The organism is Duganella violaceipulchra (assembly GCF_019166075.1).
Classification (GTDB): Bacteria; Pseudomonadota; Gammaproteobacteria; order Burkholderiales; family Burkholderiaceae_D; genus Rugamonas; species Rugamonas violaceipulchra.
On sequence record NZ_JAHTGR010000036.1, the window covers coordinates 1 to 26,740 of the forward strand.

Sequence of the window (26,740 nt, forward strand, 5' to 3'; positions counted from 1 at the left end):
TCTGACATTCGGACACGGCCTCTGCCGTAGCTGCAGCTACGGCAGAGGCCGTGTCCGAATGTCAGACTTGACCCCCGCTGTTTAGACGCGCAGCAGGTCGAGCCTGGCGCCGCGCGGCAGCGACGGGAACACCTGTACCAGCTGCTTGTCGCTCAAGCGCAGATGACGCTCGGCGATCGCCGCCAGCACGCTGCGGAAGTCGGTCGTCACCGGCAGGTCGCGGCCCTCGTTCAATTCGGCGTCGCCGACGCCGCGCCAGTCGCCCAGCACCTTGCCGCCGTTGACGCTTCCCCCCAGCACCCACATCACGTTGCCATGCCCATGATCGGTGCCGCCGTTGCCGTTCTCGCGCGCGGTGCGGCCGAACTCCGACATCACCACGATGGTGGTCAGCTCGAACAGCGGCCCCAGTCGCTGCGCCAGCACCGCCAGGCCCTGCCCCAGCGGCTGCAGGCGGTTGGCCAGCTGGCCGCGCGCCGCGCCCTGGCTGGCGTGCGTGTCCCAGCCGCCCAGCGCCACAAAGGCCAGCTGGATATTCGGATCGTTGCGCATCAGCGCCGCCAACCGCGCCGCATCGTCGGGGAAGCCGTTCGGCAAAGGCGCGCCGCCGTTGGCCGCCTGCATCTCGGCCGACATCATGACGCCGCCCATGCCGCCGCCAACCATCTTGCCGGCCGCCGCGTCCATCACTTCCTTGTGCGCGTCCTGGCCCTGCTGGTAGGCGGCGCCGAAGCGCGCGTTGTCCGCGTACAGCTGGTCGAAGGCCTTGCTCACCGCCGGCCGGTCCAGCACATTGGCCTTGGTGCCAGCCGCGCCGTTGGCCAGGTTGACCGCCGTCGCATGGCCCGACAGGATGCGCGGCATGGTCGGGCCTATGCTCAGCGCGCGGGTCGGCGTGCCGATGCCGGGCAGCGTCGCCACCAGACGGTTCATCCAGCCGTCCGCCGTGCTCTTGACGCCGGGCGTGGCCGATTCCATGTAGTCCTGCGCGTCGAAGTGCGAACGGGTGGCGTCCGGCGAACCGCTGGCGTGGACAAAGGCCAGCTTCTTCTGCTCCCACAACGGCAGCAGCGGCGCCAGCGCCGGGTGCAGGCCGAAATAGCCGTCCAGATTCAGCGCGCCGTTGTCGTCGCCCGGCTTGGCCAGCGCGATGCTCGGACGCAGGCGCGTATAGTTGGCGTCGGCCACCGGCGCCACCACGTTCAAGCCGTCCACCGCGCCGCGCAACATGATGACGATCAGCTTGCGGCCGGTGGGGTCGGCGCCCGGCGCGGCGGCCGTCGCGGCCCAGGCGTGACGGCCCAGCGGTATCACCAGTCCGGCGCCGGCGGCCAGCGTGTTGAGGAAGTCTCTGCGTTGCATGATGGTCTCCTGGCGAATTAGCGCTGCATGAAATCGGGACTGCCCAGCAGCATGGCCGCGCGCAGCGGCGGCGGACTGCCGGCGATCGCGCCCTGCGTCTTTGCCGAGATCGAACCGGCCAGTGTCGCCTGCAAGGCTTGCACGTCCAGCGTCGGCGCCAGTTGGGTGGCGAAGGCGATGCGGCGGCTCAGCGCATCGGGATTGAGCCACGCGTCCTGCGTGTTCTTGTAGCCGTCCGGTGTCTGGCAGCCGTACAGCGGCATGCCGAGGCGGGTCAGCACGCCCAGCGTTTGCTTGATGTCCGACGGCGCCGTGTCGCTGGCGCGCGCCGCCGAGATCACGTATTGATACGGCGTCTTGAACTTCGCGCCCACCGCTTCCGGCGCCATGAACTCGGCACTGGCGAACAGGGTGCGCAGCACGCTGCGGATGTCGCCCTTGCTGTCGATGTAGCTCTTGGCCATGCGGTCCACCAGCGCCGGCGGCGGCTGGTCCTGCACGAAGTACTGCGCCAGCTGGAAACTCAGGTGATGCGCGGTGGCCGGCAGCATCGCCAGCACGTCCAGCGCGTACTCGCCCTCCTCCTGGCCGCCGGCCTTGATGCGGCGGTCCAGCCAGAGCTTGTCGTCGCGGTCGTGGCGCGTGGCGTCGAAGCTAAAGGTGCGATTGCGCGCGACCAGCTCGCGGTTGTCGTAGGTCCAGCCGGTCAGCATGCGCGCCAGTTCGGTCACGTCCTTCTGCGTGTAGCCGCTGTCGACGCCCATGGTGTGCAGCTCCATCAGCTCGCGCGCATAGTTTTCATTCAGACCGCTGCTCTTGGCCTTCTGGCCGCCCTGCTTTCTCCCGCGAGGGATGTAGCCGTTGGCGGTGGAGACCCAGTTGTCCAGGTAATACAGCATGGCCGGATGGTGCGCGGTGGCGCCCAGCAGGTCGCGGAAATTCCCCAGCGCGTAAGGCCGGATCGCGTCGCGCTCGTAGCTGGCGATCAGCGCGCGGTCGACGCCCTTGCCAGCAAAGACGTTGAAGTGATTGAACCAAAAATCGACCATCACCTCTTCCAGCTGGTTCGGGCTGTCGACCGCGCGGGCGATGCGCGCCTCCGCCGTCTGCTGCGCGATGGCCGTGACCACCTCGCGGCGCCTGACCTTGTCACCGTCCGACTCGTCCTTCGCCATCGCGCGTACTTCCAGGAAGCGGCGCATCACCACGCCGGCCGGCTGCTGCACCGCGTCCAGGCTGGCCAGGCGCGCGCTCAATGCCGGCGGCAGCGGCGCGCCCGCGTTCAGCTGCGCGTCGATGTAGCGCTGCACGCCCATCTGCGTCACCCGCTCGATGTCGCCCGGCTTGGGGCCGTAGCCGATGCGGTTCAACACATGAGCGGCGACCTGCTCCGCCGTCAGCGGCTCGGCCGCCATGACGGAAGCGGCGACGGAGGCCACGGCGGCCACGGCGATCCAGCGATAGAACTTCATGGCGGTGCTCCTGTCGAAAAATATATTTACTTTATAACGCAATATTGCCGCGCCTTAAACGACTGCCATGTATCGGTTGTAAGCGGAGGTTAGCATTCGTTCACAAATAAATTAAACAACTGATTTAGTTATATCAATCGTTTAAATTATGTGATGTAATGCCGCCATGAACGCCAAACCCACTTCCATCGATACCAACCAGCCAGCCGACGACGGCCGCAAGCCACGTTCGGACGGCGAGCAATCGCGCGAGCGGCTGTTGCACGCGGCCATGCGCCTGTTCGCCGCGCAGGGCTTTTCCAAAACCTCGACCCGCGAGATCGCCCAGGCGGCCAACGCCAACGTCGCCGCGATCAGCTACTACTTCGGCGACAAGGCGGGGCTGTACCAGGCCTGCTTCAGCTTCATGTGCCAGCCGGTCCCGGACAATATCGCGCTGTTCGCCCAGCCGCATTTCACGCTGCGGCAAACGCTGGAAGGCTACTACCGGCAGATGCTGGCGCCGCTGCTGGCGGGCGAGGATGCGCAATTGTTTTTGCGCCTGTTTTACCGGGAGATGCTGGAACCGACCGGGCTATGGCAGCAGGAAATCGACAACAACATCCAGCCCGAACATCTGGCGCTGGTCGGTGCGTTAAGCCGTCACCTGGGCCTGGAGCAGCCCACCGACGACGTACACCGCCTGGCCTATGCCCTGGCCGGCATGGCCGTGCAGATCATGGTCGGACGCGACATCATCGCCACGATCACCCCGCATCTGCTGGCCACGCCGGAAGCGATAGACACCTGGGGCCAGTACCTGGTCGGCTTTGCCGAAGCCATGGTGCTGGCCGAGAAATCCAAACTTAAAAAGGGAAAAGCATGACGATATTCTTACGGGCGATGGCACTGGCCGTCGTCGCGTCGCTCAGCGCCTGCGCCACGCAGGCGCCCGCGCCGCACGTGGCCGCGCAGGCGCCGCAACAATGGCAGGCGCCATTGCCCCACAACGGCAGCCAGGCCGACCTGGCCAACTGGTGGAGTCGCCAAGCCGACACGCTGCTGGTACAACTGATCGAATCGGCGCAGGCGGTCAGCCCGACCATCGCCACGGCCGGCTCGCGCATCGCGCAATCGCGCGCCGAGCGCGTGGCGGCGGGCGCCGCGCTGGCGCCGTCGCTGGACGCATCGGTCAGCGCCAGCCGCTCCAACCAGCAATCGTCGCTGCCGATGGGGACCACCTCGCAGGCGGCCTTGCAGGCCTCGTGGGAGATCGATCTGTTCGGCGGCAACCGCGCCGCGCGCGATGCGGCGCAGGCGCGCCTGGACAGCGCCCACGCCGGCTGGCATGACGCCCGCGTCTCGGTGGCGGCCGAAGTGGCCAACCAATACTACGGCCTGCGCGCCTGCGAGCAGCTGCTGGCCGTGGCCAAACAGGATGCGGCATCGCGCAGCGACACCGCGCGCCTGACGGAGCTCAGCGCCAAGGCGGGCTTCCAGTCGCCGGCCGGCCTGGCGCTGGCGCGCGCCAGCGCGGCCGACGGCAACAACCGCTACATCAGCCAGCGCGCCGCCTGCGACGTCAATGTCAAGGCGCTGGTGGCGCTGACCGCCATCGGCGAACCTGAACTGCGCGGCAAGCTGGCCGCCGGCGCATCGGCCGCCGCAGGCGCCGCCGCCAGCGCGCCATCGATCGCCATCGCCGAACTGCCGGCGCGCACGCTGAGCCAGCGGCCCGACGTCTTCACCGCCGAGCGCGAAGTGACCGCCGCCAGCGCCGATGTCGGCTCCGCGCAGGCGCAGCGTTATCCGCGCCTGGCCTTGTCCGGCTCCATCGGCTACGGCAACTTCCGCGCCGGCGGCGTCAACACCGGCACCGACACCTGGACCATCGGCCCGGTCTCGGTGTCGCTGCCGATCTTCGACGCCGGCAAGCGCCGCGCCAACGTCGACGCGGCCAGCGCCCGCTACGACGCCGCCGTCTCCAGCTACCGCGCCACCGTGCGCCAGGCCGTCAGCGAAGTGGAACAGGCGCTGGTCAACCTGGACGCCACCGGCGAGCGCGCCGGCGACGCTCAGGCCGCGCTGCAAGGCTACCGCGTCAACTTCACCGCCGTGGAAGACCGCTACAAGAACGGGCTGGCCAGCCTGTTCGAACTGGAGGACGCGCGCCGCACCCGCCTGGCCGCCGAACAAACCGTCATCAACCTGCAGCGCGAACGCAGCGCCGCCTGGGTAGCGCTGTACCGCGCCGCCGGCGGCGGCTGGACCGCCCCGACCGACGGCGCCCCCGCCGTCGCCAGCGCCAACTAACAACAAGACCGATCATGAAAAACCTGAAAACCAATCTGAAGCCTGTCGCCTACGCATTACTGGCCGTATTCGTCATCGGCGGCGCCGGCCTGGCGTTCTACCCGTCCGCCACCCAGGCCGCCGACGACAAGAAAGCGGAAACCGCCAAGCCGGCGCTGACCGTCACCACCACCAAGCCGTCGGCCGCGCGCCTGCCGATCAAGCTGGCCGCCAATGGCAACGTCGCCGCCTGGCAGGAAGCGAGCGTCAGCAGCGAATCGAACGGCTTGCGCCTGACCGAAGTGCGCGTCAACGTCGGCGACGTGGTCAAGGCCGGCGACGTGCTGGCCGTGTTCTCGGCCGATACCGTCAACGCCGACGTGGCGCAGGCCAAGGCCGCCGTGCAGGAAGCGGAAGCCAACGCCGCCGACGCCGTCGCCAACGCGGCGCGCGCGCGCACGCTGCAAAACACCGGCGCCCTGAGCGCGCAGCAGATCAGCCAGTACACCACGGCCGAACAAACCGCCAACGCCCGCATCGCCTCGGCCAAGGCGGCGCTGGCCAGCCAGCAGCTGCGCCTCAAATACACCAAGGTGGTGGCGCCGGACAGCGGCGTCATTTCTGCCCGCACCGCCACCGTGGGCGCGGTCTCCGGCCCCGGCACGGAACTGTTCCGCATGATCCGCCAGGGCCGCCTGGAATGGCGCGCCGAAGTGGTAGCCTCCGACCTGCGCAACCTGAAGACCGGCACCGGCGCCGTCGTCAAGGCCGCCAACGGCAGCGAGGTGACCGGCAAGGTGCGCATGATCGCGCCGACCGTCGACGCGCAGACCCGCTCCGCGCTGGTCTACGTCGACCTGCCGTCCAGCGCCGGCGCCAAGGACGCGCCGTTCAAGGCCGGCATGTTCGCCAGCGGCCAGTTCGAACTGGGCACCTCGGACGCGATGACGGTGCCGCAGCAATCCATCGTCGTGCGCGACGGCTTCAGCTTCGTGTTCCGCCTCAACGCCGACCAGCATGTCAATCAGATCAAGGTACAGCCGGGCCGCCGCCTGGGCGACCGCATCGAAGTGCTGGGCGGCCTGACCGCCGACACGCAGGTGGTGGTGCGCGGCGCCGGCTTCCTGAACGACGGCGACCTGGTACACAACGTCGCCGAGACCGCGCCGGCCGCCAAGCTGGCCGCGAAGTAAGGACCCGCCATGAATTTCTCCTCCCTATCGATCAAGAACCCGATCCCGGCGATCATGCTGTTCGCGTTACTGACGCTGGCCGGCATGATGGCCTTCAAGGCCAATCCGGTGCAGGATTTTCCGGACATCGAACTGCCCATCGTGACCGTCACCGCCACCTTGGACGGTAGCGCGCCGGCCCAGCTGGAAACCGAAGTGGCGCGCAAGATCGAGGATTCGGTCGCCACGCTGCAAGGCATCAAGAACATCTACACCACGGTGCTGGACGGCGTCTCCACCACCACCGTCGAATTCATTCTTGAAAAGCCGATCGCCGACGCCGTCAACGAGGTGCGCGACGCCGTCGCCCGCGTCAAGGCCGACATGCCGGCCGAGCTGCGCGATCCGACCGTGACCAAGGCCTCCACCGCCGGCCGCGTGATCATGACCTTCACCGCCGCCGCCGCCAAAACGTCCGGCGAGAAGATGGACCAGCAGGAGCTGAGCTGGTTCGTCGACAACACCGTCTCCAAGCGTCTGCTGGCGGTGCCCGGCGTGGGCGCGGTCAAGCGCGTCGGCGGCGTCAAGCGCGAGATCCGGGTGGAACTGGACGACGCCCGCATGGCCGCCCTGCGCGTGTCCGCATTGGACGTCTCGCGCCAGCTGCGCCTGGTGCAGAAGGAAGCGCCGGGCGGACGCGGTGACGTCAGCGGCGCCGAGCAATCGGTGCGCACCATCGCCACCGTGCAAAGCGCGGCCTCGCTGGCCGCCATCGAACTGCCGCTAAGCGACGGGCGCCGCGTGCGCCTCGACCAGGTGGCGACCGTGACCGACACGGTCTCCGAGCCGCGCGCCATCGCGCTGCAGGACGGCGTGCCGGTGATCGGCTTTGAAATCTTCCGCACCAAGGGCGCCAGCGAACTGGCTGTCGCCAAGGGCGCGCGCGCCGCCGTCGAAGAACTGAACCGCGCCAATCCTCGCGTTGAACTGAAGCCGGTGATCGACAACGCCTTCCCGGTCGAAGAAAACTTCAAAGGCTCGATGGAGCTGCTGTACGAAGGCGCGCTGCTGGCCGTGCTGGTGGTGTGGTGGTTCCTGCGCGACTGGCGCGCCACCCTGGTGGCCGCCGCCGCGCTGCCGCTGTCTGTGATGCCGGCCTTCCTCGGCCTGTACCTGTTCGGCTACACGCTCAACACCGTGACCCTGCTGTCGATGGCGCTGGTGGTGGGCGTGCTGGTGGACGACGCCATCGTGGAAATCGAAAACATCGCGCGCCACCTGCGCATGGGTAAAACCCCGATGGAAGCGGCGATGGAAGCGGCCGACGAAATCGGCATGGCGGTGATCGCCACCACCTTCGCGCTGGTCGCCGTGTTCCTGCCGACCGCCTTCATGGGCGGCGTGCCCGGCCTGTTCTTCAAGCAGTTCGGCTGGACCGCCGTGGTGGCGGTGCTGGCGTCGCTGGTGGTCGCCCGTCTGCTGACGCCGATGATGGCCGCCTACATCCTCAAGCCGGTCGCGCATGCCGAAGAAAAAGACGGCTGGATCATGACCCGCTACATCCGCGTGATGCGCTGGTGCCTGACGCACCGTCTGGTGACGGGGCTCGCCTCGGCCGCGTTCTTCGTCGGCTCGATCATGCTGGTCGGCCTGCTGCCGACCGGCTTCGTACCAGCCGCCGACCGTGCGCAAACCCAGATCAACCTGGAACTGCCGCCCGGCTCCACGCTGGCCGAAACCGGCGTGGTCGCCGAGCGCGCCCGCAAGGCCGCGATGGAAGTCAAAGGCATCAAGGCGGTGTTCAGCTCCATCGGCGGCGGCTCCAGCGGCGACGCCTTCGCCCCCGGCACCGCGGCCGAAGCGCGCAACGCCGTGCTGACGCTGACCACCGCGCACCGCAACGACCGCAAGGAATCGATGGCCGACCTGGAAGGCGAAATCCGCCAGAAGCTCAACGCCATTCCCGGCGCCCGCTTCAAGGTCGGCCCGCCGGACAACGGCGTCAAGATGCAGCTGGTGCTGCGCAGCGAAGACCCGGTCGCGCTGAAGGAGACAGCGCAAAAAGTCGAGCGCGAAATGCGCACGCTCAAAGGCGTCGGCAACGTGCGCTCCAGCGCCTCGCTGGTGCGTCCCGAGATCATCGTCACGCCGGACTTCGCCAAGGCCGCCGACCTGGGCGTGACCGCCGCGTCCATCGGCCAGACCGTGCGCGTGGCCACCGCCGGCGACTACGACACCGACCTGACCAAGATGAACCTGCCCGAACGCCAGGTGCCGATCCGCGTCAAGCTGCCGGACGCCGTGCGCGCCGACCTGGAAGCCATCGGCCGCCTGACGGTGCCGGGCAAGAACGGCCCGGTCTTGCTGGCCACCGTCGCCACCATCACCATGGAAAGCGGCCCGGCGCAAATCAGTCGCCTCAACCGCAGCCGCAACGTCACGCTGGAAGTGGAACTGGGCAAACGCTCGCTGGGTGAAGTGAACACCGAGGCGCGCGCGCTGCCTACCATGATGAACCTGCCGCCGTCGGTGAAGATCGCCGAACTGGGCGACACCCAGGAGATGGCCTCGCTGTTCGCCAGCTTCGGCATCGCCATGCTGATCGGCGTGTTGTGCATCTACTGCGTGCTGGTGCTGCTGTTCAAGGACTTCATGCAGCCGATGACGATTCTGGCGGCGCTGCCGCTGTCGATCGGCGGCGCCTTCGTGGCGCTGCTGATCACCGGCCGCGCGCTGTCGATGCCGTCGATGATCGGCCTGATCATGCTGATGGGGATCGTTACGAAGAACTCAATCTTGTTGGTTGATTATGCTATTCTGGCGCGTCAGGAAGGCATGAGCCGTTTCGATGCCCTGGTCGACGCTTGCCACAAGCGTAGCCGTCCGATTCTGATGACCACCATCGCGATGGGCGCCGGCATGATGCCGCTGGCGCTGGGCTGGGGCGCCGATCCGAGCTTCCGTTCGCCGATGGCGATCACGGTGATCGGTGGCCTGATCACGTCGACCTTGCTGAGCCTGCTGGTGGTGCCGGCCGTGTTCACCTACATCGACGACCTGGAACACCTGCTGCAACGCCTGATGGGCAAGGTGCGCCGCACGCCGGCGCCGGCCCCCGAAGAAACCGCGCCGCCATTGCGCAAGATCGCCGGCGGCGGCCACTAGCAAGAGGAGATCATCATGGAATACGACATCAAGGAATTACCAGCAGTGCGCGTCGCCTACCTGCGCTACAAGGGTCCGTTCGGCGCGCCGATCGGCGAGTTCTGGAAGGAAGTGTTCACGCCGTGGCAGAAGGCCTTCGGGCTGGTGAACAAAGTCACCTACGGCGTGGCGCAGGACGACCCCAGCACCACGCCGCCGGAGCAGTGCCGCTACGACGCCTGCGTCGAAGTGTCGGCCGACTATCCGGTCAAGGAGCCGGCCAAGGAGGCGACCATCCCTGCAGGCCGTTATGCCGTCGCCAGGTTCAAGGGCAGCGGCGACCAGGTGCCCGCGGCCTGGGGCGAGTTCTTCGGCCAGCTGCAGGCCGAGGGCAAGGTCGATGCCGGTCCGTGCTTCGAGCGCTACCCGGCCGACTACGCGATGGACCCGGCCACCGGCGTGTTCGAAGCGGAGCTGTGCATCCCGGTCAAATAAACGCTTGAGAGTACGCACATGGGGTGCGCCACCCCGCTCCTTGTGGCAAAACCCCGATTTTCTCTTCGATTTTCCCCGATTTTTCCAAGCATTGAACTATTTCCGAATTTGCCGGCCTAAATCTGGGAAAGCCGAAGAAAATAGTCGAGAAAATCGAACGAATACCACAATGACCGTGCAGGTGCTAGGGTGCCGCCCAGCCGCCGCCCATGGCGCGGTACAGGTCCACCGACGCCACCAGCATGCGCGTCTTCAGCTGCAGGCGGCCGACGTCGGCGTTGTACAGCGTGCGCTGCGCATCCAGCTCCTCCAGATACGAGGCGTAGCCGTTGCGATAGCGGTTGTGCGCGATGCGCAGCGTTTCAGCCGCCGTGGCGCGCCGCGCGTCGTTCTGCACCGCCTGTTCCTTCAGGCGCGCCAGCGCACCCAGGCTGTTGTCGGTTTCGGCGAAGGCGGCGCGCACCGCGTTTTCATACGCATAGACCGACTGATCGCGCTGCGCCGCCACGGCGTCGGTCTGGTGCTGCACGCGGTCGCCCTCGAACACCGGCGCGGCGACTGCGCCCGTCAGCCGCCACAGCGCGGTCGGCGCGTTGATGAAATCGTGCCACTTCAAATTCTGCACCCCGCCCACCATCGTCAGCTTGAACGACGGCAGCAGCTGGTCGCGCGTGGCGGCCAGGTTGGCGTTGACCGCCACCAGATTGAATTCGGCGCGCGCAATATCCGGCCGGCGCCGCAGCAGTTCGGACGGCAGCCCCGCCGGCACCACCGGCGCCGACAACTGCACCAGCTCCAGCCCGCGCGCGACCGGGCCGGGATTGCCCCCTGTCAGAATCGACAGCGCGTTTTCCTGCTCGAAGATGGCGCGCTTGAGCTGCGGCACCTGCTCGGCGGTGGTCTGGTATTCGGCCTGCGCTTGCAGCCATTCCAGCCGCGAGCTATAGCCGACGTCGAACTGGCGCTTGGCCAGGTCGCGCGATTCCTCGCGCAGCTTCAGCGTGGCTTCGGTCAGCGCCAGCTGGGCGTCCAGTCCCCGCAGGTTCAGGTAGCCCGAGGCCACGGTGGCGGCGATCGACAACGCGGCCGCATCGGCGTTGGCCTGCTCCGCCTGATAGGTGGCGGTGGCGGCGTCGGTCAGCGCGGCCAGGCGGCCCCACACATCGACTTCATAGCTGGCCTGGAACTCGGCCTGGTAGACGTTGGTGACATACGGCACGCCGTTGTAGGCCAACTGGCGCGTGCGGGTCGGCGCGGTGTCGACGAAGACGTTGGCCTTCTGTCCAGCGGCGGCCACGCCCACCAGCGCGCGATACTGCGCCACGCGGGCGCGCGCAATGCGCAGGTCGCCGTTGTGTTCCAGCGCGGCGGCCACCAGCGCGCTCAGGGCCGGATCACCGAAGGCTTGCCACCATTGCGCTTCGACGGCCGCGCCCTGCGCCGTCCCGGCGGCGGTGCGCCAGGCGGACGGCGTCTGCAAGGAAGAGGCGGGCGCCGGCGGCGCCTTGGCCGCGCAGCCGGCCAGCGCCAGCAAGCACGCCGCCGTTACGACGCGCACTTTCATGGCCTGACTCCGGCGGTCTTGGCCGGCGCGGCGTCCGCATCGTTGAGCACCGCCGAGGTGTCGATGCTGACCACCACCGACATCCCCGGCGCCAGCCGGCGCGCCTTGGCCTGGCCCGGATCGATGCGGATGCGCACCGGTATGCGCTGCGCGATCTTGACGTAGTTGCCGGTCGCGTTATCGGCCGGCAGCACGCTGAACTCCGAACCGGTGGCCGGCGAAATCCGCTCCACCTGGCCGGTCAGCAGCGCGCCATCCAGCGCATCGACCTTGAAGGTGGCGCTCTGGCCGACCTGCACGCCGTTCATCTGCGTCTCCTTCAGGTTGGCGATCACCCACAGCTGGCGCGGCACCAATCCCATCAACTGCGCGCCGGTGTTGACGTAGGCGCCCTTGCGCACCGTGACCTGGCCCAGCTGGCCGTCTTCCGGCGCCGTGATGCGGGTGTTGTCCAGGTCCACCTTGGCCGACTTCAGCGCCGCCGACGCATTCGCCACCGCCGCCTCCAGCGACAGCTTGTTCACCACCACCGTCTGCACCTGCTGTTTCGCGATCTCCAGGCTGGCGCGCGCCTGCGCCACCGCCGCCGTGGTCTGCACCCTGGCGGCCTTGGAGGTATCCTGCTCGCGCAGGGACAGCGAGCCGTCGGCCGCCAGCGCATTCACGCGGCTCAGATCCGCCACCGCCTTGGCGGCCTGCGCCTCCGCGTTGGCGACCGTGGCCAGGTTCAGCGCCACGCCGGCTTCCGCCGTGCGGCGCGCCTGCTCCCAGTTGGCCAGCGCCGCCTTTTGCGCCGCCAGCTGCGCCTGCGCCTGCTCGTAGCGCTGCTGGTAGATGCGGTCGTCGATCAGCACCAGCAAATCGCCCTGCTTCACCTGCTGGAAATCCTGCACCCGCACGTCGACCACGTAGCCGGGCAGCTGGGTGCCGATCAGCGTGACCTGGCCGCGCACCAGCGCGTTCTCGGTGGCGACGATGGCGGTGCTGAACGGCGGTAGCCGCCACGCATACAGCACGATCAACACACCGACCAGCGCCACGAACGAAAACGCGATCGCCGAAATGATCTGCGCGCGCCGGTCCGGCGCCGGCGCCGTGGGCGCGGCGGCGGCAACGGCGGCCGCCGCAGCTGCCGCCGCCACCGCCGCGACGCGGGTTTCGGAGGAAGAGGAATTGTCGGGAGTAGTGTTAGCCATAGAGGTCAGCGTGATCCGGAGTTATTGAGAGAGACATTGGCCAGGCCGGTCTGCGCGTTGTGCGCCGGGCTGCCCGGGCAGACCACGCACACCGACCACAGATGGCGGCCCAGCATCCAGGCCAGCGTCAGCAGCGCCACCAGGGTGATCATCAGGAAGACATCGTTGTAGGCGAGGATGTTGGCCTCGCGCGTGGCCGCCGCGCCCAGCGCCGCCACGCCGGTCGCGCTGCGGGCGGCGGGATCGGCCAGCGCCGCGCCCACGCTGGCGCCGCCGCTCTGGATGCGCGCCGCCACCAGCGGATCGAGCAGGGTCAGATGCTCGACCAGTATGCTGGAATGGAATTTCTCGCGCACCACCTGGAACGTGCCCACCACCGCGGAACCCAGCAGGCTGCCCAAGGTCTGCGTGATGCTGAACATGACCGAGAAGCTGACCAGGTTATTCGGCGCCGCGATCACGGCGCCAAAGCCCGAAACAAACGTCGGCCCGATGAAGAAGGCGCCGCCAAAGGCCAGCAGGAACTGGCTCACATACAGGTCGGCGGGCCGGGTCAGGTTGGTGGCGTCGGAATCCATGTAGGCGCCGGCCGCCATCACCGCCAGCGAGAACATCAACTGCAGCGGGATGCGCGCCGGCGTGATGGTCAGCGCGCTGGCCACCAGCCCGGCCACGGTGCCGATCATGACGACGATCCACAGCATCTGCATCTGGTCGTTGTTCAGGCCCAGCGCCTGCAGGAAGCCCACGGTGCCGCTGGCCTCCGACTGCACCACGCGGATCAGCAGCACCGACAAGGCCAGCCGCGCGATATTGCCGTTGCTGAGCCAGCGCGTGTTGATCAGCGGACGCGCGCGGTTATGCTCGACCAGCAGCGCGGCGGCGATCAGCACGATGGCGCCGGCCAGGCACAAACCCAGCCAGCGCGATTCGAACCACCACACGGTGCGGCCCAGCGCCAGCACCGCCGACAGCAAGGCCACGCCGGGCGCGAACAGGCCGAAGGTGAGGAAGTCCATTTTCTCGAAAGCCTTGACGCGGTCGCCCGGCGGCAGCTTGAGCGCCAGCACGCAGCCCAGCGACAGCAGCGCCAGTCCCAGCTCGAAGAAGTACAGCCCGCGCCACTCGCCGAACTCCATCAGCTCCGACGAGAACAGCCGCGCCATCGGCAGCGCCAGTTGCGAGAAGCCGATGCCGAACACCACCGCCTTGAGCCGGTGCTGCGCCGGGAAGGCCTGCAAGGTGTAGTACAGGCCGAGGGTGGTGAGCGCCGCGCCGCTCATGCCGTGCGCCGCCCGCACCGCGATGGCCGAGGCCAGGCCGTGCACGAACAGGTGGGCCACGGTGGCCAGCGCGTACAGCACCAGGAATAATTCGGTAAAGAGACGCAGGCCGTACTGCTGGCGGAATTTGACCAGCAGCAGGTTCATCGACACATTGGCCATCACGTAGGCGGCCGGCAGCCACTGGATCTCGGCCGAGTAGACGCCCAGCGAGCCTTGCAGGTAAGGCAGGTTGACCGACACCAGCGCGTTGCCCAGGCCGCCGGTGACGGCGACGATGAAGCCGATCACCAGGAAGGCCAGCCGGCGCTCGGCCGTGTGCAGCGGCGTCGACGGCGACCCCGGCAAGGAGGGACGCTCATGCGGAAGCCATACTTGTGGAGCGTACACGTCCATGCTCAGCTGATCCTGATTCTGTTTTTGCGGGGCGTAAACTGCGTAATGACGAGCATATCACTATGCACGCCATTGTTGCGCATTTTACAGCTGAGCCAAAAGGGATAGGCTGGATGGGCAGAGCCGGCCGGCGCCGGCCCCGTGTTACTTGGCGCCGCGCGAACTCAGCAGCTTGGACAGGCCATAGCCGGCGGCGGCGGCCAGCAGGACCGACATGGCGGGATGGGCGCGCACGCGGCCACGGCCGGATTCGGCCAAGGCCTTGTAGCTCTCGCCGACTTGCTTGCCGCGCGCGACCAGGCGGCCTGAGGTGCTTTCAACGGTGTCGGCGACCTTGTTGACGCCATCGGCCACCTTGTCGACGCCGCTGTGGGCGCTGTTGGCCAGGCGGTCGGTGGTGGCTGGGACCTTGTCGGCGACCTTGTCGATCGCCGCATGCGCATCGGCGCGCAGGTTGCTGCCGATCTGGGTGACGCCGTCGCGGGTGGAATTGATTTTGCTGTCGGTGGTGTTTTCCATGATGCTTTCCTTTTTCGGGTGTATGTTGGAAGTGCAAGGGCAACGATAGGCGCATCGCCTGGACTTAACCGTGCGGAAGCTAACAGAAAGGTAAACGCCCCGCTATGTGAACTGGCACACGGACGACGGCGCCTGAACGGAGCATGCTGGCAGATACACTCAGCTCAGGAGGGCGGCATGTTCCCCATCTCATCGGCAGCGCAAACGACGCCAGGCGGCGTCACCCCTCTGGCCGAAAGCGCCGCGGTGACAGGCCCGCCGCCCGGCCAGATCGGCGCCGCCGGCTCGGCCACCGAGGCGCCGGCCGCTTCCGTCACCGTCGACTTGTCGCCGGTGGCCAACTTCCTGCTGACGGTGTCGCAATCCCGGAAACAGCTGGCTCAACTGCAAACCGCCATCGCCCGCAGCGCGGCGCCGCCCGACAGCGCCACGGCCCTGAACAACGCCACGCAAAACGTGGTGAACGCCTTCAACCAGCTGCCGACGGTCGACTTAAACCAAACCCCGCCGCAGGAGCCGTCGCTGCTCGCCAACCTGGTGCAAAGCCTGCAACAGCCGGCGGCGCCGGATCTGACGCCGATCGGCCTGACCTTGCAGACGCCGGTCGGCCTGGCGCTCGACAATGGCGTGTTGCAGGCGGCGTTCGACAGCAACCAGCAGGCGACCACCCAGACCTTGCAAACCACGCTGGACAATTTCAACGAACTGGCGACCAGCTTTGTCCAGCAACTGAGCGCCGCCGCGCTGCAAGCCAACCGCCAGCTGAACGACCCGCTGCGCGCCAATCCGGCGCTGGCCGCCGCCATCGCCGCCTACCATATCAACGACACCGAGCTCGCCGGCGCCCACGGCCCGGCCACCCAAACGCCAGCCGGCGCGATACCGCGCGTACCGGCGGTGGAACCGGCTTCCCGCTCACGCACACTGGACAACGCGCCATAAACCCTGGGGCGCCCACCGGAAGCATGTAATAATCGGCCGATAGCCACTGCTCAACTGCCGATGAAACGATTGCCGATACCGGGTCTGCTGCTCGCCGCCGCGCTGTCCTGCATGCCGCGCGCGCATGGCGCGCCGGCGCTGCCGGTGGTGCCGCTGCTGATCGGCGACACCCTCGACGAACAAGGCAGGCCGCGCCCCATGCCGGCAGTCAAACGCAAGGTGCTCGACGCGGTGGCCCAGGAACTGGGCGTCAGGTTTGAGCCGCGCACCTATCCGTGGGCGCGCGCCGAGCGCTACGCCATCGAAGGCGTCGGCCTGGTGTACGGCCTGCCGAAAACCGCCGACCGCCTGCGCGCCCTGCACTACTCCGACACCGCCAGCCACAACAGCCTGTGGCTGGTCACCCGCAGCGACGCCACCTTCCCCTTCCATCGTCTCGACGACCTGCGCGGCAAGACCGTGGGCACGGTGCGCGGCTACAGCTACGGCCTGGAATTCGACAGCGCGCGCGGCAAGCTGTTTCGCACCGACGAAGACATTTCCTCGCGCGGCACGCGCCTCACGCGGCTGATGCTCAAGCGCGTGGACGTGGTGCTGCTGTTCCAGCCCGACGGCCTGAGCGCGAAAGACCTGGAGGACAGCATCCGCAGCTTCATGGCCCCGCGCCTGCCGGCCATCGGCGCCGCCGCCAACACCGGGTTCAGCGTGCTGCCCAAGCCCCTGAGCACCGACAGCGGCCAGTTTTTCGCCATCGCCCGCAGCAAGGACGACGGCATCATCGACCGCATCAACGCCGCGCTGGCGCGCATCCGCAAGCGCGAGGAGGACGCCAGGCGCCAACGCACACCAAATTAAGGCCAGCTCTAATAACCCGGTTTTGACGACGTGAGGCGGCGCGAGGACCGATTGCCGAACTTCGGCGTCGCAACGGCCGAGCTAGCAATGTCAGAAAATGGCGAGGCAAGGAACCCTGGCCCGCGATGGCCTCGGTGCGGTGGCGTCGATGCCGCCGACCAGCGCCTCGAATTCCGCATGTTTGGTCAAGCCGATCAGCGGGGTGCCAACCTTGGGGCAGCGCGAAAAACCTCCCAATCTCTGAGCGGTCGACCGCGCCACGCCCCAGCCGTGAGCGCGGTGGTCGCCCGCCATTCCCAACCGAACTGATGGTGCGCGTGCTGCTGATTCAGCAGTTGTTCAACCTGAGCGACGAGCAAATGGAGTGTCAACTGCTCGACCGCCTGAGCTTCCAGCGTTTTGTGGGGCTGCGCAGCAGCAGCCAGATCCCCGACCGGACCACGATCCGGACCTTCAAGGAACGCCTGATCCAGGCGGGTGCCAGCGCCAGCATTTTTGACGCGCTCAACCGCCAGCTGTCGACGCCAGCATCGTGCAGACGCCCAAACAGTCGATCAACAAAGAAGAGAAAGCCATCGTGGCCGAGAACGCGATGCCGGCCGATTGGTCGCCGGCCAAGCGGCGCCAGAAAGATATCGAGGCGCGCTGGACCAAGAAGCACGGCAAGTCCTACTTCGGCTACCAGCTCTCGGCCAACGCCGACAAGCGCTACAAGGTCATTCGCAAGATCAAGATCAGCACCTGAACTGGAAAGTCGCCGCATACAATCTGCAGCGCCTTTGCTACCTGAAGGAGGCCAAGATCGTGGCGTTCTGACGCCCGAGGTCCGCCCGGACTGCCGAAAAAGGCGGATTCGGATAACAAAGTTGCCATGACCCTGGCCAGGTTGGCGACGTGATCGCGCTCTACGCCGCTATTTTTTTTTGTCCTCATCCTCGAATCTCCAGTTATTCGAGGTGCCCCATAGTGTGAATGTCCTCAAGATGAAAGCGGCTCGGATCGAAACCGAAGTCAATGGTGAAACCTGCGCCGCCGGTGACGATGACCGACAGCGGATAATGGGTCTGCGACGAAAAGCCGTAATCGCTTGCCCCTAGCACTTCCTCGCGGCGCTGCGTGCCGCGCGGATAATTCTCGAATACCAGCAGCGTGTCGAACAGGGCATCGCTGCCGCGCCACACGCCTTCGCGCTGGATGCTGACCAGATCAAGCCAGGCATGCTCTTCGCGTACCGCATGCGCCTGCTGTGGTTGCTGCAGCCAGTCGCGCAGCGTGCCGCCCTACCCGAGCCCGATACGCGCCGGCGTTCCGCGGGGCGGAGGCCGCCAGCGCGGCAGCGGATGGGCGGGATGCGAAGGCGGTGCTGGGCAGTGGCATCAGACGCTCCAGCGTTGGGTATCGGCAAAGAAGCCGGGGATCTCGGTTGCGCTGCCGGCGGCCAGCGCGCGCTGGTACAGGAAGCTTGCCAGCTTGAGGTCGAGCACGCCCAGCCCGAACGGCGAGAACACCGTGACGCGGGCAGGATCAAGCCGGCACTGGCCACGCATATGCTGGGCCAGGGTGCCAGTCACGAAACCGCGGTGGCCGGCGCGCTGCTCGGCCAGATGGGGCGAGGTGTTGGCCTTCATGCAATGCTCGACATCGTCAAACACGTTGTTGGCAACCAGAATAATTTCCGGCGGCAAGTCGCGCAGCGACAGGTTGAGGATCAGCTGCTGCGGGCCGAAGCCATGATCGGCCGCAATCCACGGCGTGCCGGCATTGGTGGTCAGCAGGACGATGTCGGCCGCCAAAGCCTCCCCAACGCTGCCGGCGCGCAGCCCGCGCGCCTCAGCGCCCAGGTTGCGCACGAAAGCCGCGCCATTGGCGGGCAAGGCGTCATGCACCACGATGTCCTCGAATTGCCAGCCGTCGGCCAGGAAGTACGCCAGCGTCGCTGCGGCAATCACCCCGCCGCCAACAATGCCCAGTCGCCCCGCACGGCGCACACCGGCGCGCAGTTCGCCCGCCGCCAACACCGCCGAGGCCGCCGTACGCGCGGAGCTGATCTGCGATGCCTCCAGGCAAGCGAACGGATAGCCGGTCTGGTAATCGTTCAGCAGGATCACCGCCGAAGCACGCTGCAGATTGACGTCGATATTGCGCGGATAGCTGGCGATCCACTTGATACCCGACACCGCCTCGCTCTGCTGCGATGTGCGCAACGCAGCCGGCAAGGCGATGATGCGCGCTTCCGGACGGTCCGGGAAACGCAGGAAATAGCTGTCTGGATTGACGGTCTGCCCATCCTCGTGCTGCAGATAGCAGTCGCGTACCAGGTCGATCACTTCCCGGCGCGAGGCCGCCAATTGTTCGCAAATATAATCGCCGCCGATGACTCGGAAGGAAGGCGCGGCTTCAAGCATGTTCGTTTTCAAAAGTAGTTCCTGCAATAGTGGTCGAAGGCTAGGACAGCGTCTGCCAGCCGGCGTCAAAGGTGCGCTGGCACCAGTCGTCGCTGTAGACCGTGTCCAGATAAGGCTGGCCGAAATCGGGCGACAGCGCCACCACGGTGGCGCCGGCCGGAATCTCCGGCAGCAGGCGCCGCACCGCCGCCAGCACGGTTCCGCTCGATGCGCCGCTCAGATAGCCGTAGCGGCGCGCCAGCTCGCGGCACATGGCGACCGCTTCCGCTTCCGGAATCTGCACCAGGCGGTCCAGCTGGGCTGCGTCAAAGAAATGCGGCATCACGCTCGAACCCAGTCCAGGCAGGTAGCGCTTGCCGCCAGGAGTACCGAACGTTACCGAGCCCACCGCGTCCACCGCGATGATCTGCGTGGCCGGCGCATGGCGCCGGAAATGGCGCACGCAGCCCATCAGCGTGCCGGTGGTGCCGGCGCCGAGGAACAGGTAATCGACCTGCCCGAACTCAGCCAGGATGGCGCGTGCCGTCATCTGGTCATGGATGGCTGGATTGGCCGGGTTCTGATATTGGTTCAGCCACACCATGTCCGCATCGCGCGCCAGCGTGTCGCGGATATAGGCCAGCCGGTTGCCCAGATAGCCGCCCTGCTCGTCGCGGCGCTCGATCACCACCACCTCCGTGCCCAACGCCCGCATCAGCTTGATGTTCTGGAGGCTGGTGTTCAAATCCACCACGCAGGTAAAGTGGTAGCCGTGCGCCGCCGCGATCACACTCACGGCCAGGCCCAGGTTGCCCGAGCTCGATTCAATCAGGCGCCGGTGCGCCAGCAGCTGGGTATGCTGCTCGGCATGGTTGATCAGCGCCAGTGCTGTCTTCATCTTGATCGAGTTGCCCGCGTTGAAGCCTTCCAGCTTTACGTGCACCGCCCGACCAGGCAGGAACTCGCGCAGGGTCAGGAAGATATCGTCCTGGATGATGTGTTCTATCGATTCGTATCGCATAATTGCCTCGCTACATGACGACCATGGTTCGATTGGTATGGAACCGGCCACAGATTATTGGACACGCGCTCGTGACGCGTGGACAGAAGGCTGGCCGCGAGCGCGGCGGCGCCAACGCCAGCTTCTGCTCAACACGGACTGGCAGGCATCCGGTGCGCTACGCATGGCGGCCCGCGTCGCAAGCCAGCGCTGCCCGATCGCCGCACACGTGCCGCCGCAGTCCGCTGACCGGCCGGGTCTGATGCGCAACCTGGCTCAGGAAGGACAATGCGTCAGGGCTCTGCCCGCCAACGGGTATCCAATGCAGCAGCCCATTGAACGCCGCCGCCATCAGCATGAACAGGATGACCTGCCGCTCACGGCACAGCCGCTGCAAGCGCGCCAGTAAGGCCGTATCGAAGCTGAGGTCGACCGCCGCACCCGGTGACTGGTGTGGACCGGACGCGGCTTGTCCAGCGGAAAATCCAGCAAGGCTGGCGCACCCGCCAACGTAGTTTTCCAGGAAGCCAGCTGCTGCAGCGCCTCCTCATCCAGCGCACCCTTGATTTCCCAAGCGACTGGCAAGTTGTACAAACCGCCATCCGAGGCCAACCGATGCAGGAACCGCAGGCTTTGCTGCGAAAAAGAAACGGGCAAATATTCAGTAGGCAGCATGAAGCAAATAATTAATTTAGCTTAAATATCGAAGCAATTCAGGCCCGCAAAAAAAATAGCGGACAGGTCAACTCTTCGGTCGCAGCACCCCCGCGCTCCCTCTGCAAACGACACAGTCCTGAGCAATCCGGTAAGCATGTTTTTTTTGAAATTTTATGATTATTGCATGCCTTACAAAGGTTGTCTACTGGGATTTTTTTTATGTAAATATTTTCTTTAAGATAACATAACACACACCTATTGTCGCACTTCCCGGTCCTGTTTATTGGTGAGCGAAAAAAACGAAAGCGGCATGGTCAGCACTCGGTATTCGCGTGCACAGTGTTCGGCTTCGGCGCGTAGAAACGGAAAAGGCAGCGTTACGACCAGAAAAAAACCACCTTGCGGAGCGTTCCAACTGACTTGCGGTGCGTATGTGTTCAAATTGGTTTCTAAAGCATCAAGCATCGCATCGCGGTTCCGGCGATAAAAATCGACGGCAGGCGCGACCAAGCGTTTCAGCGAGCATGCCTGCTTCAACAGTACCGCGCCCGCGATCGCCTGCAGGATCTGACTGGTGTTGACCGCCGCAAAGCTCTTCGCTTGCGAGAGTTTTTCCATTAAGCTGGTGTGTTTGTGCTGAGTTTTCCGCTGCCGGGGTCAAGCCGCCGCACAGGTGTTTCGTCGGCATGCAGGCAACTTCGTTCCCTGAACAGTTCAGCCAGCCGGTCGGCCAGCGGCTGCAGGGCTACGCCGATGCGTCCGATCCATTCTCCCAGCGTGGACCGTGCCAGCGGCACGCCCTGGCGCGCGGCGATCTGTTCGATCCGGTACAGCGGCAGATGATCAAGGTATTTGCAGGCGGCGATCCACGCCAGCAGGCCCACTGCGGCAAGGCCGCCATCGATGACCGCTGGTGGAATCGGCGCTGCCGTTACCGTTTCGCAGGGGGCAGGCATATTGCGGCCGGATGCGACGATGTACGAAGAAGCGCGCCGGTTCCACATCCAGCTGTTCGCTGATGTCCTCGCCAATCTTGACCAGGTCGGCGCCGCACCGGCCGCACTGGCACGACTCTGGCTCATGGCGGTATTCGATGCGCGGCAGTTCCGGCGGCAGCGCCTAGCGGCCGGCGCGCTTGCGCTGCCGCTAGGCTGGTGCCTGGCCTTCAAGCTCCTTCTCGATCGCGGCCAGGTCCATGTCGACCGTTTCGTCGAACAGCATGCGCTGTTCGCCAACCAGTGCTTCACTCGCATTGCCGAAGCGAACGCGGCGATAGTACGCCAGTTCGTGTGTCAGCGCGGTGATCTTGAAGTCCTTCTCGGCCAGCACAGCATCTTGCCGCGCCAGCTTCGCCTGCTGCTGATCGAACAAGGCCCGCACCTGCGCCAGCATGGCTGGGTCGATGTCGGTGGGCGCAAGTTCGTTGAGCAGGTCCATGGCTCAGGAGCTTACTAAGCATGGCCGATGTTTACAAGCGAAACAGTTTACGTCCTCACAGCCGCCACTGCGCCGACGCTGGCGCCGACAGGCGCCGCCAGTCCACACCGGCCACGCGCCACTGCCATTGCTCGGCGCTGATCCGCCAGCTTGCCTCGTCAGCCTCGGGCCAAACGAACTGGCCGCGGTGCAGCCGGCGCAAGCACATCCAGACACCGGTTCCGTCCCAGCACGCCAGCTTCAGCCGGGTACGGCGACGGTTGGAAAACACATAGGCCATGCCGTCACAAGGCGGGCGCCCCAGCGCCTGCTGCACATGCAGCGACAGACCATCGATCCCGGTGCGCATGTCTACCGCTGCCGTCGCCAACCAGATCGCAGCGGCTGATAATTGCATCACAGGGCGCGCATCAATTCGGCCAGCCAGCGGGCCGGCACATCGCCGGGCAACCTCAACGTCCAGCCGTTCTCGCTGCGTAGATTGATCGGCGCCGCTGCCGTAACGGTCGGCACCACCCGCACCGGCAACAGCGCTGGCACTGCTTGCGCACCTGCCAGGCGCTGAACCCAGTAACCAACCTGGCGTATCGGAAAGCCTTGTTTGATCGCGTAGGCGCGCTGCGACAGGCCACTGGCCTGCCATTGCGCCACGCGCTCCCGCCCAACCTTCTCACGCTCTGAATTCACCACCATTTGCCTCCTGAGTAATCGAAGGAAGCAGTGTGGCCGGGCCGATCATGAAATCAAAGGTGGAGCGGCTGGCCGCTTACCGTCGAGCGCGGCACAATCAAGGCCAAGTTGCCAGACGTGAACCGCGCTCTGGGCTTCTAGGTGCATGCAACGCCGAGCAGTTCTGAACGGATACAGTCGAACACAGCGGCGCGCTGCGGATGAATGAAGAAATGGTCGCCATCGAACCAAGCGATGCGGCAGTCGCCACTGGTTTCCTTTTTCCATCCTTCGACATGCTCGCCCTCGCCGTTTTTGTCTTCCCGCCCCATTAGGACAGTCATTGACATATTCAGCAAGGCGCCCGGACGATATGCATAATTGCCGGCCAGAGCAAAGTCGGCGCGTATCACCGGCAACAATAGCTCCATTAGTTCGCGGTGCTCAAGCACGACCAGAGGCGTTCCGTTGTAGCGCTTTAATTCTTCGATTAGGGCATCGTCCGCCAACAGGTGCAGTTCCAGCTTGCGCCGATGCTGGGGCGCGCTCGCGCCCGATAGAAACAGGTGACGCGGCGTTGGCAGCCCGTGGTGATGAAGATAGCGCGCCACTTCGAACGCGAGCAGAGCACCGAGGCTATGGCCAAAAAAGGCAAATGGCATACTGCCCTGGCTTGCGATAAGCTTCGCCACCGTAGCAGTGACGGCAGCGAGCGAAGTTTGCGGCTCTTCACCAAAACGGCGACCGCGCCCCGGCAATTCAATGGCACAGATTTCGATCGCGGGATCCAGTTCTGCCTGCCATGACGCGTAATTGGCGGCGGAACCGCCAGCGTAGCAAAAACAATATAGGCGCAGGCGGCGCCCCGCACCCGACTGGCGAACCAGCCAAGGGCTCCGTGGCAAATTCATAGCATAGTTCCAAAGAATGCAGCACTTTCAATGAGGCAATGTATTTTTTACAACTTGCCTTCTGATAATTTTACGACAAGGTCCTCGTTCTTAAAATGGGCATCAGCGTGAAGAATGACAATTACAGTTTTTCCCGCACACCGTTGCAGCAGCAAATCGCAGCACCCCACCCTGGGTCAATATTGGTTCGGCGCCAACACATGGAGAAGATTGTGCCAAGGCGGGCACACGCTGAATACAACGCCATTGGCTTACCGCTTACGTGCGAACAGCGCGTCTATAAGTCTGTCCTTGTCCTGATCGGACAGATGAGTAAGGTCTTGGACGCGCCGGTTTTGGTGGCATGCAAGCATGATGCGCTATCCAAGATTTGTTTACAACAACTTTCTACGCTGCGCGCTCAGGCTGAATAGTCACACAGTGCTCACGGTGGTGGGCTATTTCCTGACCAGCCTGCGCTATCGCATGAGAAATGGCCGCACCGAGCGTCTCGATATGCGGCGACTGCATCATCGTAAAATGATTGCCGCCAATTTGCGTCATGTGCAAACGATGGCCTGCGACGTATTTCCATCCAAGACTGGCATCCAGGCGATGCTCTACGCTTGCCGCAAAGAGGGTGATTGGAACGGAGATTTGCGGTCGGGTGTAGCGACAAAGAGCTGTCGTGATCGCATTCGTCACCGCAAGGTAGCGACGTAATAGGTCGACTTCAATTTCTTGCGGTAGTATTTCCGCCACCTGGCAACACCTCAGCATCGCATCTATCTCTTTTGCCTGCGCCAAGGCCGCGAGTTCGCTATGAATGGCTAAAGGAGTATTTTCTGGGAGCCGCGCCAACAAGTGCGCTATTTCATCAGCCTCCCCGACTTCTTGATTATTGCTCTGCCCATTGGATTGTGCATTGCGTAAAAATTGATAATCGCTCGCCGTGTCGATTAATCCCAGAAATTCAACTCGCTCGTCAACACTTATGAGCTGATGGGCGATCTCGTAGGCAATTGTGCCGCCAGCGGACCAACCCGCCAGGCGATAGGGTCCGCTCGGCTGTACTTTACGTATCTCACGTAAATAGCATTCTGCCATTTCCTCTACCGTTGCGAGCGGTACCTCACCGCTAAGAAAACCGCGTGCCGCTAAGCCGTAAATCGGAATTTCCGCATCGATCCATGGGGCTATATCGCGCGCATAGCCAATTTCTCCCTTGCCGGGATGAATCAGGAACAGTGGTCGTTGTCCCCCTTCTGAACGGATAGGCACTAAATTACCGCCTCTTGTTGCTGTCATTGCATTACTGATGGTGGTGGCCAGGCCTGCCAGCGTCGGTTGCGCAAACAGGTCGCGCAGGGGAACTTCGACATCCAGCACTTGCCGCAGGCGCGACACCAGTTGCACTGCCATCAGCGAGTGTCCGCCCATCTCGAAGAAGTGGTCGTGGCGCCCAATTCGCGCCAACCCCAGCAAGTCTTGCCAGATCTGCGCGAGCGCCTCTTCAATCTCTCCTTGCGGCGCCTCGTAGGCACGGCTGACGACGGCGCTCTTGTCCGGCGCCGGCAGCGCCTTGCGGTCGAGTTTGCCGTTGGCGGTCAGCGGGAATGCGTCCAATGTCACGAACGCGCTGGGCACCATGTACTCGGCCAGGCTGGCCGATAGCTGCTCACGCAAGTTGGTTGCCGACAAGGCCCCTTCTTCTGCCCCTGCTTGCGCGATCACGTACGCCACCAGCCGCTTGTCGCCCGGCTGGTCTTCGCGTGCGATCACAATCGCTGCGCGCACGCCTTCGCAGGCCGCCAGCCTGGCTTCGATCTCGCCCAGCTCAATCCGGAAACCACGGATCTTGACCTGGAAGTCGTTCCTTCCTACATACTCGATGTTGCCATCGGCTAACCAGCGGCCCAGGTCGCCACTCTTGTATAGCCGCGCTTCCGCCTGCGCACTGAACGGATCCGGAAGGAAGCGCTCTGCAGTCAACTCCGGCCGATTCAGGTAGCCGCGCGCCACTCCCGCCCCGCCGATGTAGATCTCGCCCGTCACCCCAACCGGCACCGGTTGCAGGTGGGCGTCGAGGATGTAGAGTTGGGTGTTGGCGATTGGACGGCCTATGTGTGAAAATTCACCTGAATCTTTTAGGTCTGCAATCGTTGCATCAACGGTACACTCTGTAGGGCCATACAGATTATAAAAATGAATGTTTTTTGCGTTTCTTAATTTTGCCCAAGTGGCTGCACTAATTGCCTCGCCGCCAACCAACACCACTTTAGGGCTATCAATATTCTTGTTGAGCAAACCCTCAAATAGCATCAACTCCAGTTGAGCAGGCGTACAGTCAAAGACATCGATCTTATATTCCGAAATGAACTGAATCAGTGCGGCACCATCCTTCCGAACCGATTGTGGAATGGGAGCAATGCAGTGACCAGAGAGGAGTTGCACAAGCACCTTAATCGATGCATCAAACGATATTTCCGCGTTTAATGCTATCCGAGAATACTTTTGCCGATGTAGAAAAACTGTCTGTTCAAGCGCTATCCACAAATTCAGGACAGATTGATGCTCCACCATCACCCCCTTGGGCACTCCAGTCGAGCCCGAGGTATAGATCACATACGCCAGGTGCCGCGCCGTCAAGCCCAGCTGCGCCGGGTGGGGGTTGTGCGATGCTTGACGCGCCATGGCCGCGCCGTCTTCGGCGCCGTCGAGCAGCAGCACCGGTATCGCCAATCCCGCTTCGGCCGCAGCCGGCAGGCGCTCTTGCATACCCGTCTGCGTCAACAGCGCCACCGGCGTACTGTCTTGTAACATGCATGCCAGACGCTCCTGGGGATAGCTCGGGTCGAGCGGAACATACGCGCCTCCAGCCTTCAAAATCCCCAGCAGGCCGACAATCATCTCAACACTGCGTTCGACACAGATCGCCACCCGGTCGTCGGGTTTCACGCCCAACCCGATCAGGGTGTGCGCCAGTCGGTTGGCGCGCGCATTCAATTCGCCATAGCTGACGCTGGTCTCTT

At 64.8% G+C, this 26,740-nt stretch carries 23 protein-coding genes and 3 pseudogenes; 10 read left to right on the forward strand and 16 right to left on the reverse strand.

Annotation, left to right across the window (positions count from 1 at the left end):
* Nucleotides 1-81: 81 nt before the first annotated feature.
* The gene (locus KVP70_RS31920) at nucleotides 82-1,362 is read right to left on the reverse strand and encodes a DUF1501 domain-containing protein (RefSeq protein WP_217946423.1); all 1,281 of its coding nucleotides are present in this window, start codon (nucleotides 1,360-1,362) and stop codon (nucleotides 82-84) included.
* Nucleotides 1,363-1,379: 17 nt separating this feature from the next.
* Entirely contained in the window at nucleotides 1,380-2,834 is a 1,455-nt protein-coding gene (locus KVP70_RS31925) for a DUF1800 domain-containing protein (protein ID WP_217946424.1), read from the reverse strand.
* Between the two features lie 166 nt (nucleotides 2,835-3,000).
* Between KVP70_RS31925 and KVP70_RS31930 the strand changes: the two genes are divergently transcribed.
* Genes KVP70_RS31930 through KVP70_RS31950 form a run of 5 tightly spaced genes read left to right on the forward strand, consistent with a single transcriptional unit; the run spans nucleotide 3,001 to nucleotide 9,916 of the window.
* Nucleotides 3,001-3,699, forward strand: coding sequence for a CerR family C-terminal domain-containing protein (locus KVP70_RS31930; protein ID WP_217946426.1), 699 nt, complete (start codon nucleotides 3,001-3,003; stop codon nucleotides 3,697-3,699).
* Between the two features lie 17 nt (nucleotides 3,700-3,716).
* Nucleotides 3,717-5,126: an efflux transporter outer membrane subunit gene (locus KVP70_RS31935; protein WP_217946452.1), complete on the forward strand. Its 1,410-nt coding sequence runs from the start codon at nucleotides 3,717-3,719 to the stop codon at nucleotides 5,124-5,126.
* A gap of 14 nt (nucleotides 5,127-5,140) precedes the next feature.
* A complete protein-coding gene (locus KVP70_RS31940) occupies nucleotides 5,141-6,298 on the forward strand; it encodes an efflux RND transporter periplasmic adaptor subunit (RefSeq protein ID WP_217946427.1) in 1,158 nt (385 codons plus the stop codon).
* Nucleotides 6,299-6,307: 9 nt separating this feature from the next.
* On the forward strand, nucleotides 6,308-9,442 hold the full coding sequence (locus tag KVP70_RS31945) for an efflux RND transporter permease subunit (protein ID WP_217946428.1): 3,135 nt from the start codon (nucleotides 6,308-6,310) through the stop codon (nucleotides 9,440-9,442).
* A gap of 15 nt (nucleotides 9,443-9,457) precedes the next feature.
* Complete coding sequence (locus KVP70_RS31950) at nucleotides 9,458-9,916, forward strand: AraC family transcriptional regulator (protein ID WP_217946429.1); 459 nt, start codon at nucleotides 9,458-9,460, stop codon at nucleotides 9,914-9,916.
* Between the two features lie 184 nt (nucleotides 9,917-10,100).
* On the opposite strand, the gene KVP70_RS31955 is transcribed toward KVP70_RS31950, so the two are convergent.
* The 4 genes from KVP70_RS31955 to KVP70_RS31970 all read right to left on the reverse strand — a co-directional run bounded on the left by KVP70_RS31955 (nucleotide 10,101) and on the right by KVP70_RS31970 (nucleotide 14,874).
* The gene (locus tag KVP70_RS31955; RefSeq protein WP_217946430.1) at nucleotides 10,101-11,480 is read right to left on the reverse strand and encodes an efflux transporter outer membrane subunit; all 1,380 of its coding nucleotides are present in this window, start codon (nucleotides 11,478-11,480) and stop codon (nucleotides 10,101-10,103) included.
* On the reverse strand, nucleotides 11,477-12,676 hold the full coding sequence (locus tag KVP70_RS31960) for an HlyD family secretion protein (RefSeq protein WP_217946431.1): 1,200 nt from the start codon (nucleotides 12,674-12,676) through the stop codon (nucleotides 11,477-11,479). Before KVP70_RS31960 ends, KVP70_RS31955 begins: the two co-directional genes overlap by 4 nt.
* Nucleotides 12,677-12,681: 5 nt before the next feature.
* Nucleotides 12,682-14,355 carry an MFS transporter gene (locus KVP70_RS31965; protein ID WP_217946432.1) on the reverse strand — a complete coding sequence of 558 codons (1,674 nt, stop codon included), beginning with the start codon at nucleotides 14,353-14,355 and terminating at the stop codon, nucleotides 12,682-12,684.
* Between the two features lie 144 nt (nucleotides 14,356-14,499).
* Entirely contained in the window at nucleotides 14,500-14,874 is a 375-nt protein-coding gene (locus KVP70_RS31970) for a hypothetical protein (RefSeq protein ID WP_217946433.1), read from the reverse strand.
* A 177-nt stretch (nucleotides 14,875-15,051) separates the two neighbouring features.
* Between KVP70_RS31970 and KVP70_RS31975 the strand changes: the two genes are divergently transcribed.
* The 4 genes and pseudogenes from KVP70_RS31975 to KVP70_RS34550 all read left to right on the forward strand — a co-directional run bounded on the left by KVP70_RS31975 (nucleotide 15,052) and on the right by KVP70_RS34550 (nucleotide 17,416).
* Nucleotides 15,052-15,816 carry a hypothetical protein gene (locus KVP70_RS31975; RefSeq protein WP_217946435.1) on the forward strand — a complete coding sequence of 255 codons (765 nt, stop codon included), beginning with the start codon at nucleotides 15,052-15,054 and terminating at the stop codon, nucleotides 15,814-15,816.
* Nucleotides 15,817-15,876: 60 nt separating this feature from the next.
* Nucleotides 15,877-16,671 (forward strand): substrate-binding periplasmic protein, encoded by a 795-nt coding sequence (locus KVP70_RS31980; protein WP_229225234.1) that lies wholly within the window; start codon nucleotides 15,877-15,879, stop codon nucleotides 16,669-16,671.
* A gap of 308 nt (nucleotides 16,672-16,979) precedes the next feature.
* Nucleotides 16,980-17,075: pseudogene (locus KVP70_RS35470) on the forward strand (transposase); the annotation flags it as partial.
* Nucleotides 17,076-17,203: 128 nt separating this feature from the next.
* Nucleotides 17,204-17,416 (forward strand): hypothetical protein, encoded by a 213-nt coding sequence (locus KVP70_RS34550; protein ID WP_262311792.1) that lies wholly within the window; start codon nucleotides 17,204-17,206, stop codon nucleotides 17,414-17,416.
* Nucleotides 17,417-17,618: 202 nt separating this feature from the next.
* On the opposite strand, the gene KVP70_RS31990 is transcribed toward KVP70_RS34550, so the two are convergent.
* The 3 genes from KVP70_RS31990 to sbnA form a co-directional block, all read right to left on the reverse strand.
* On the reverse strand, nucleotides 17,619-17,852 hold the full coding sequence (locus KVP70_RS31990) for a hypothetical protein (protein WP_217946437.1): 234 nt from the start codon (nucleotides 17,850-17,852) through the stop codon (nucleotides 17,619-17,621).
* 195 nt (nucleotides 17,853-18,047) lie between these two features.
* On the reverse strand, nucleotides 18,048-19,088 hold the full coding sequence (sbnB, locus tag KVP70_RS31995) for a 2,3-diaminopropionate biosynthesis protein SbnB (RefSeq protein WP_229225235.1): 1,041 nt from the start codon (nucleotides 19,086-19,088) through the stop codon (nucleotides 18,048-18,050).
* Nucleotides 19,089-19,116: 28 nt separating this feature from the next.
* Nucleotides 19,117-20,076 carry a 2,3-diaminopropionate biosynthesis protein SbnA gene (gene sbnA / locus KVP70_RS32000; RefSeq protein WP_217946438.1) on the reverse strand — a complete coding sequence of 320 codons (960 nt, stop codon included), beginning with the start codon at nucleotides 20,074-20,076 and terminating at the stop codon, nucleotides 19,117-19,119.
* Between the two features lie 163 nt (nucleotides 20,077-20,239).
* On the opposite strand from sbnA, the gene KVP70_RS32005 reads away from it, so the two are divergent.
* Complete coding sequence (locus KVP70_RS32005) at nucleotides 20,240-20,464, forward strand: hypothetical protein (protein ID WP_217946440.1); 225 nt, start codon at nucleotides 20,240-20,242, stop codon at nucleotides 20,462-20,464.
* Nucleotides 20,465-20,967: 503 nt separating this feature from the next.
* Here KVP70_RS32005 and KVP70_RS32010 read toward each other — a convergent pair.
* The 7 genes and pseudogenes from KVP70_RS32010 to KVP70_RS35705 all read right to left on the reverse strand — a co-directional run.
* Nucleotides 20,968-21,330 carry an aminotransferase-like domain-containing protein gene (locus tag KVP70_RS32010; protein WP_217946442.1) on the reverse strand — a complete coding sequence of 121 codons (363 nt, stop codon included), beginning with the start codon at nucleotides 21,328-21,330 and terminating at the stop codon, nucleotides 20,968-20,970.
* Between the two features lie 23 nt (nucleotides 21,331-21,353).
* Nucleotides 21,354-22,149 (reverse strand): annotated as a pseudogene (locus KVP70_RS32015) (IS66 family transposase); the annotation flags it as partial.
* Nucleotides 22,150-22,204: 55 nt separating this feature from the next.
* Complete coding sequence (gene tnpB, locus KVP70_RS32020; protein ID WP_217946444.1) at nucleotides 22,205-22,546, reverse strand: IS66 family insertion sequence element accessory protein TnpB; 342 nt, start codon at nucleotides 22,544-22,546, stop codon at nucleotides 22,205-22,207.
* Nucleotides 22,546-22,842: an IS66 family insertion sequence element accessory protein TnpA gene (gene tnpA / locus KVP70_RS32025; RefSeq protein ID WP_217946446.1), complete on the reverse strand. Its 297-nt coding sequence runs from the start codon at nucleotides 22,840-22,842 to the stop codon at nucleotides 22,546-22,548. Before tnpA ends, tnpB begins: the two co-directional genes overlap by 1 nt.
* A gap of 134 nt (nucleotides 22,843-22,976) precedes the next feature.
* Nucleotides 22,977-23,729, reverse strand: a complete 753-nt coding sequence (locus KVP70_RS32030) for a thioesterase II family protein (RefSeq protein ID WP_217946448.1) — start codon at nucleotides 23,727-23,729, stop codon at nucleotides 22,977-22,979.
* Nucleotides 23,730-24,116: 387 nt separating this feature from the next.
* A complete protein-coding gene (locus tag KVP70_RS35700) occupies nucleotides 24,117-25,505 on the reverse strand; it encodes a thioesterase domain-containing protein (RefSeq protein WP_439897414.1) in 1,389 nt (462 codons plus the stop codon).
* 42 nt (nucleotides 25,506-25,547) lie between these two features.
* Nucleotides 25,548-26,740, reverse strand: a pseudogene (locus KVP70_RS35705) (non-ribosomal peptide synthetase); the annotation flags it as partial.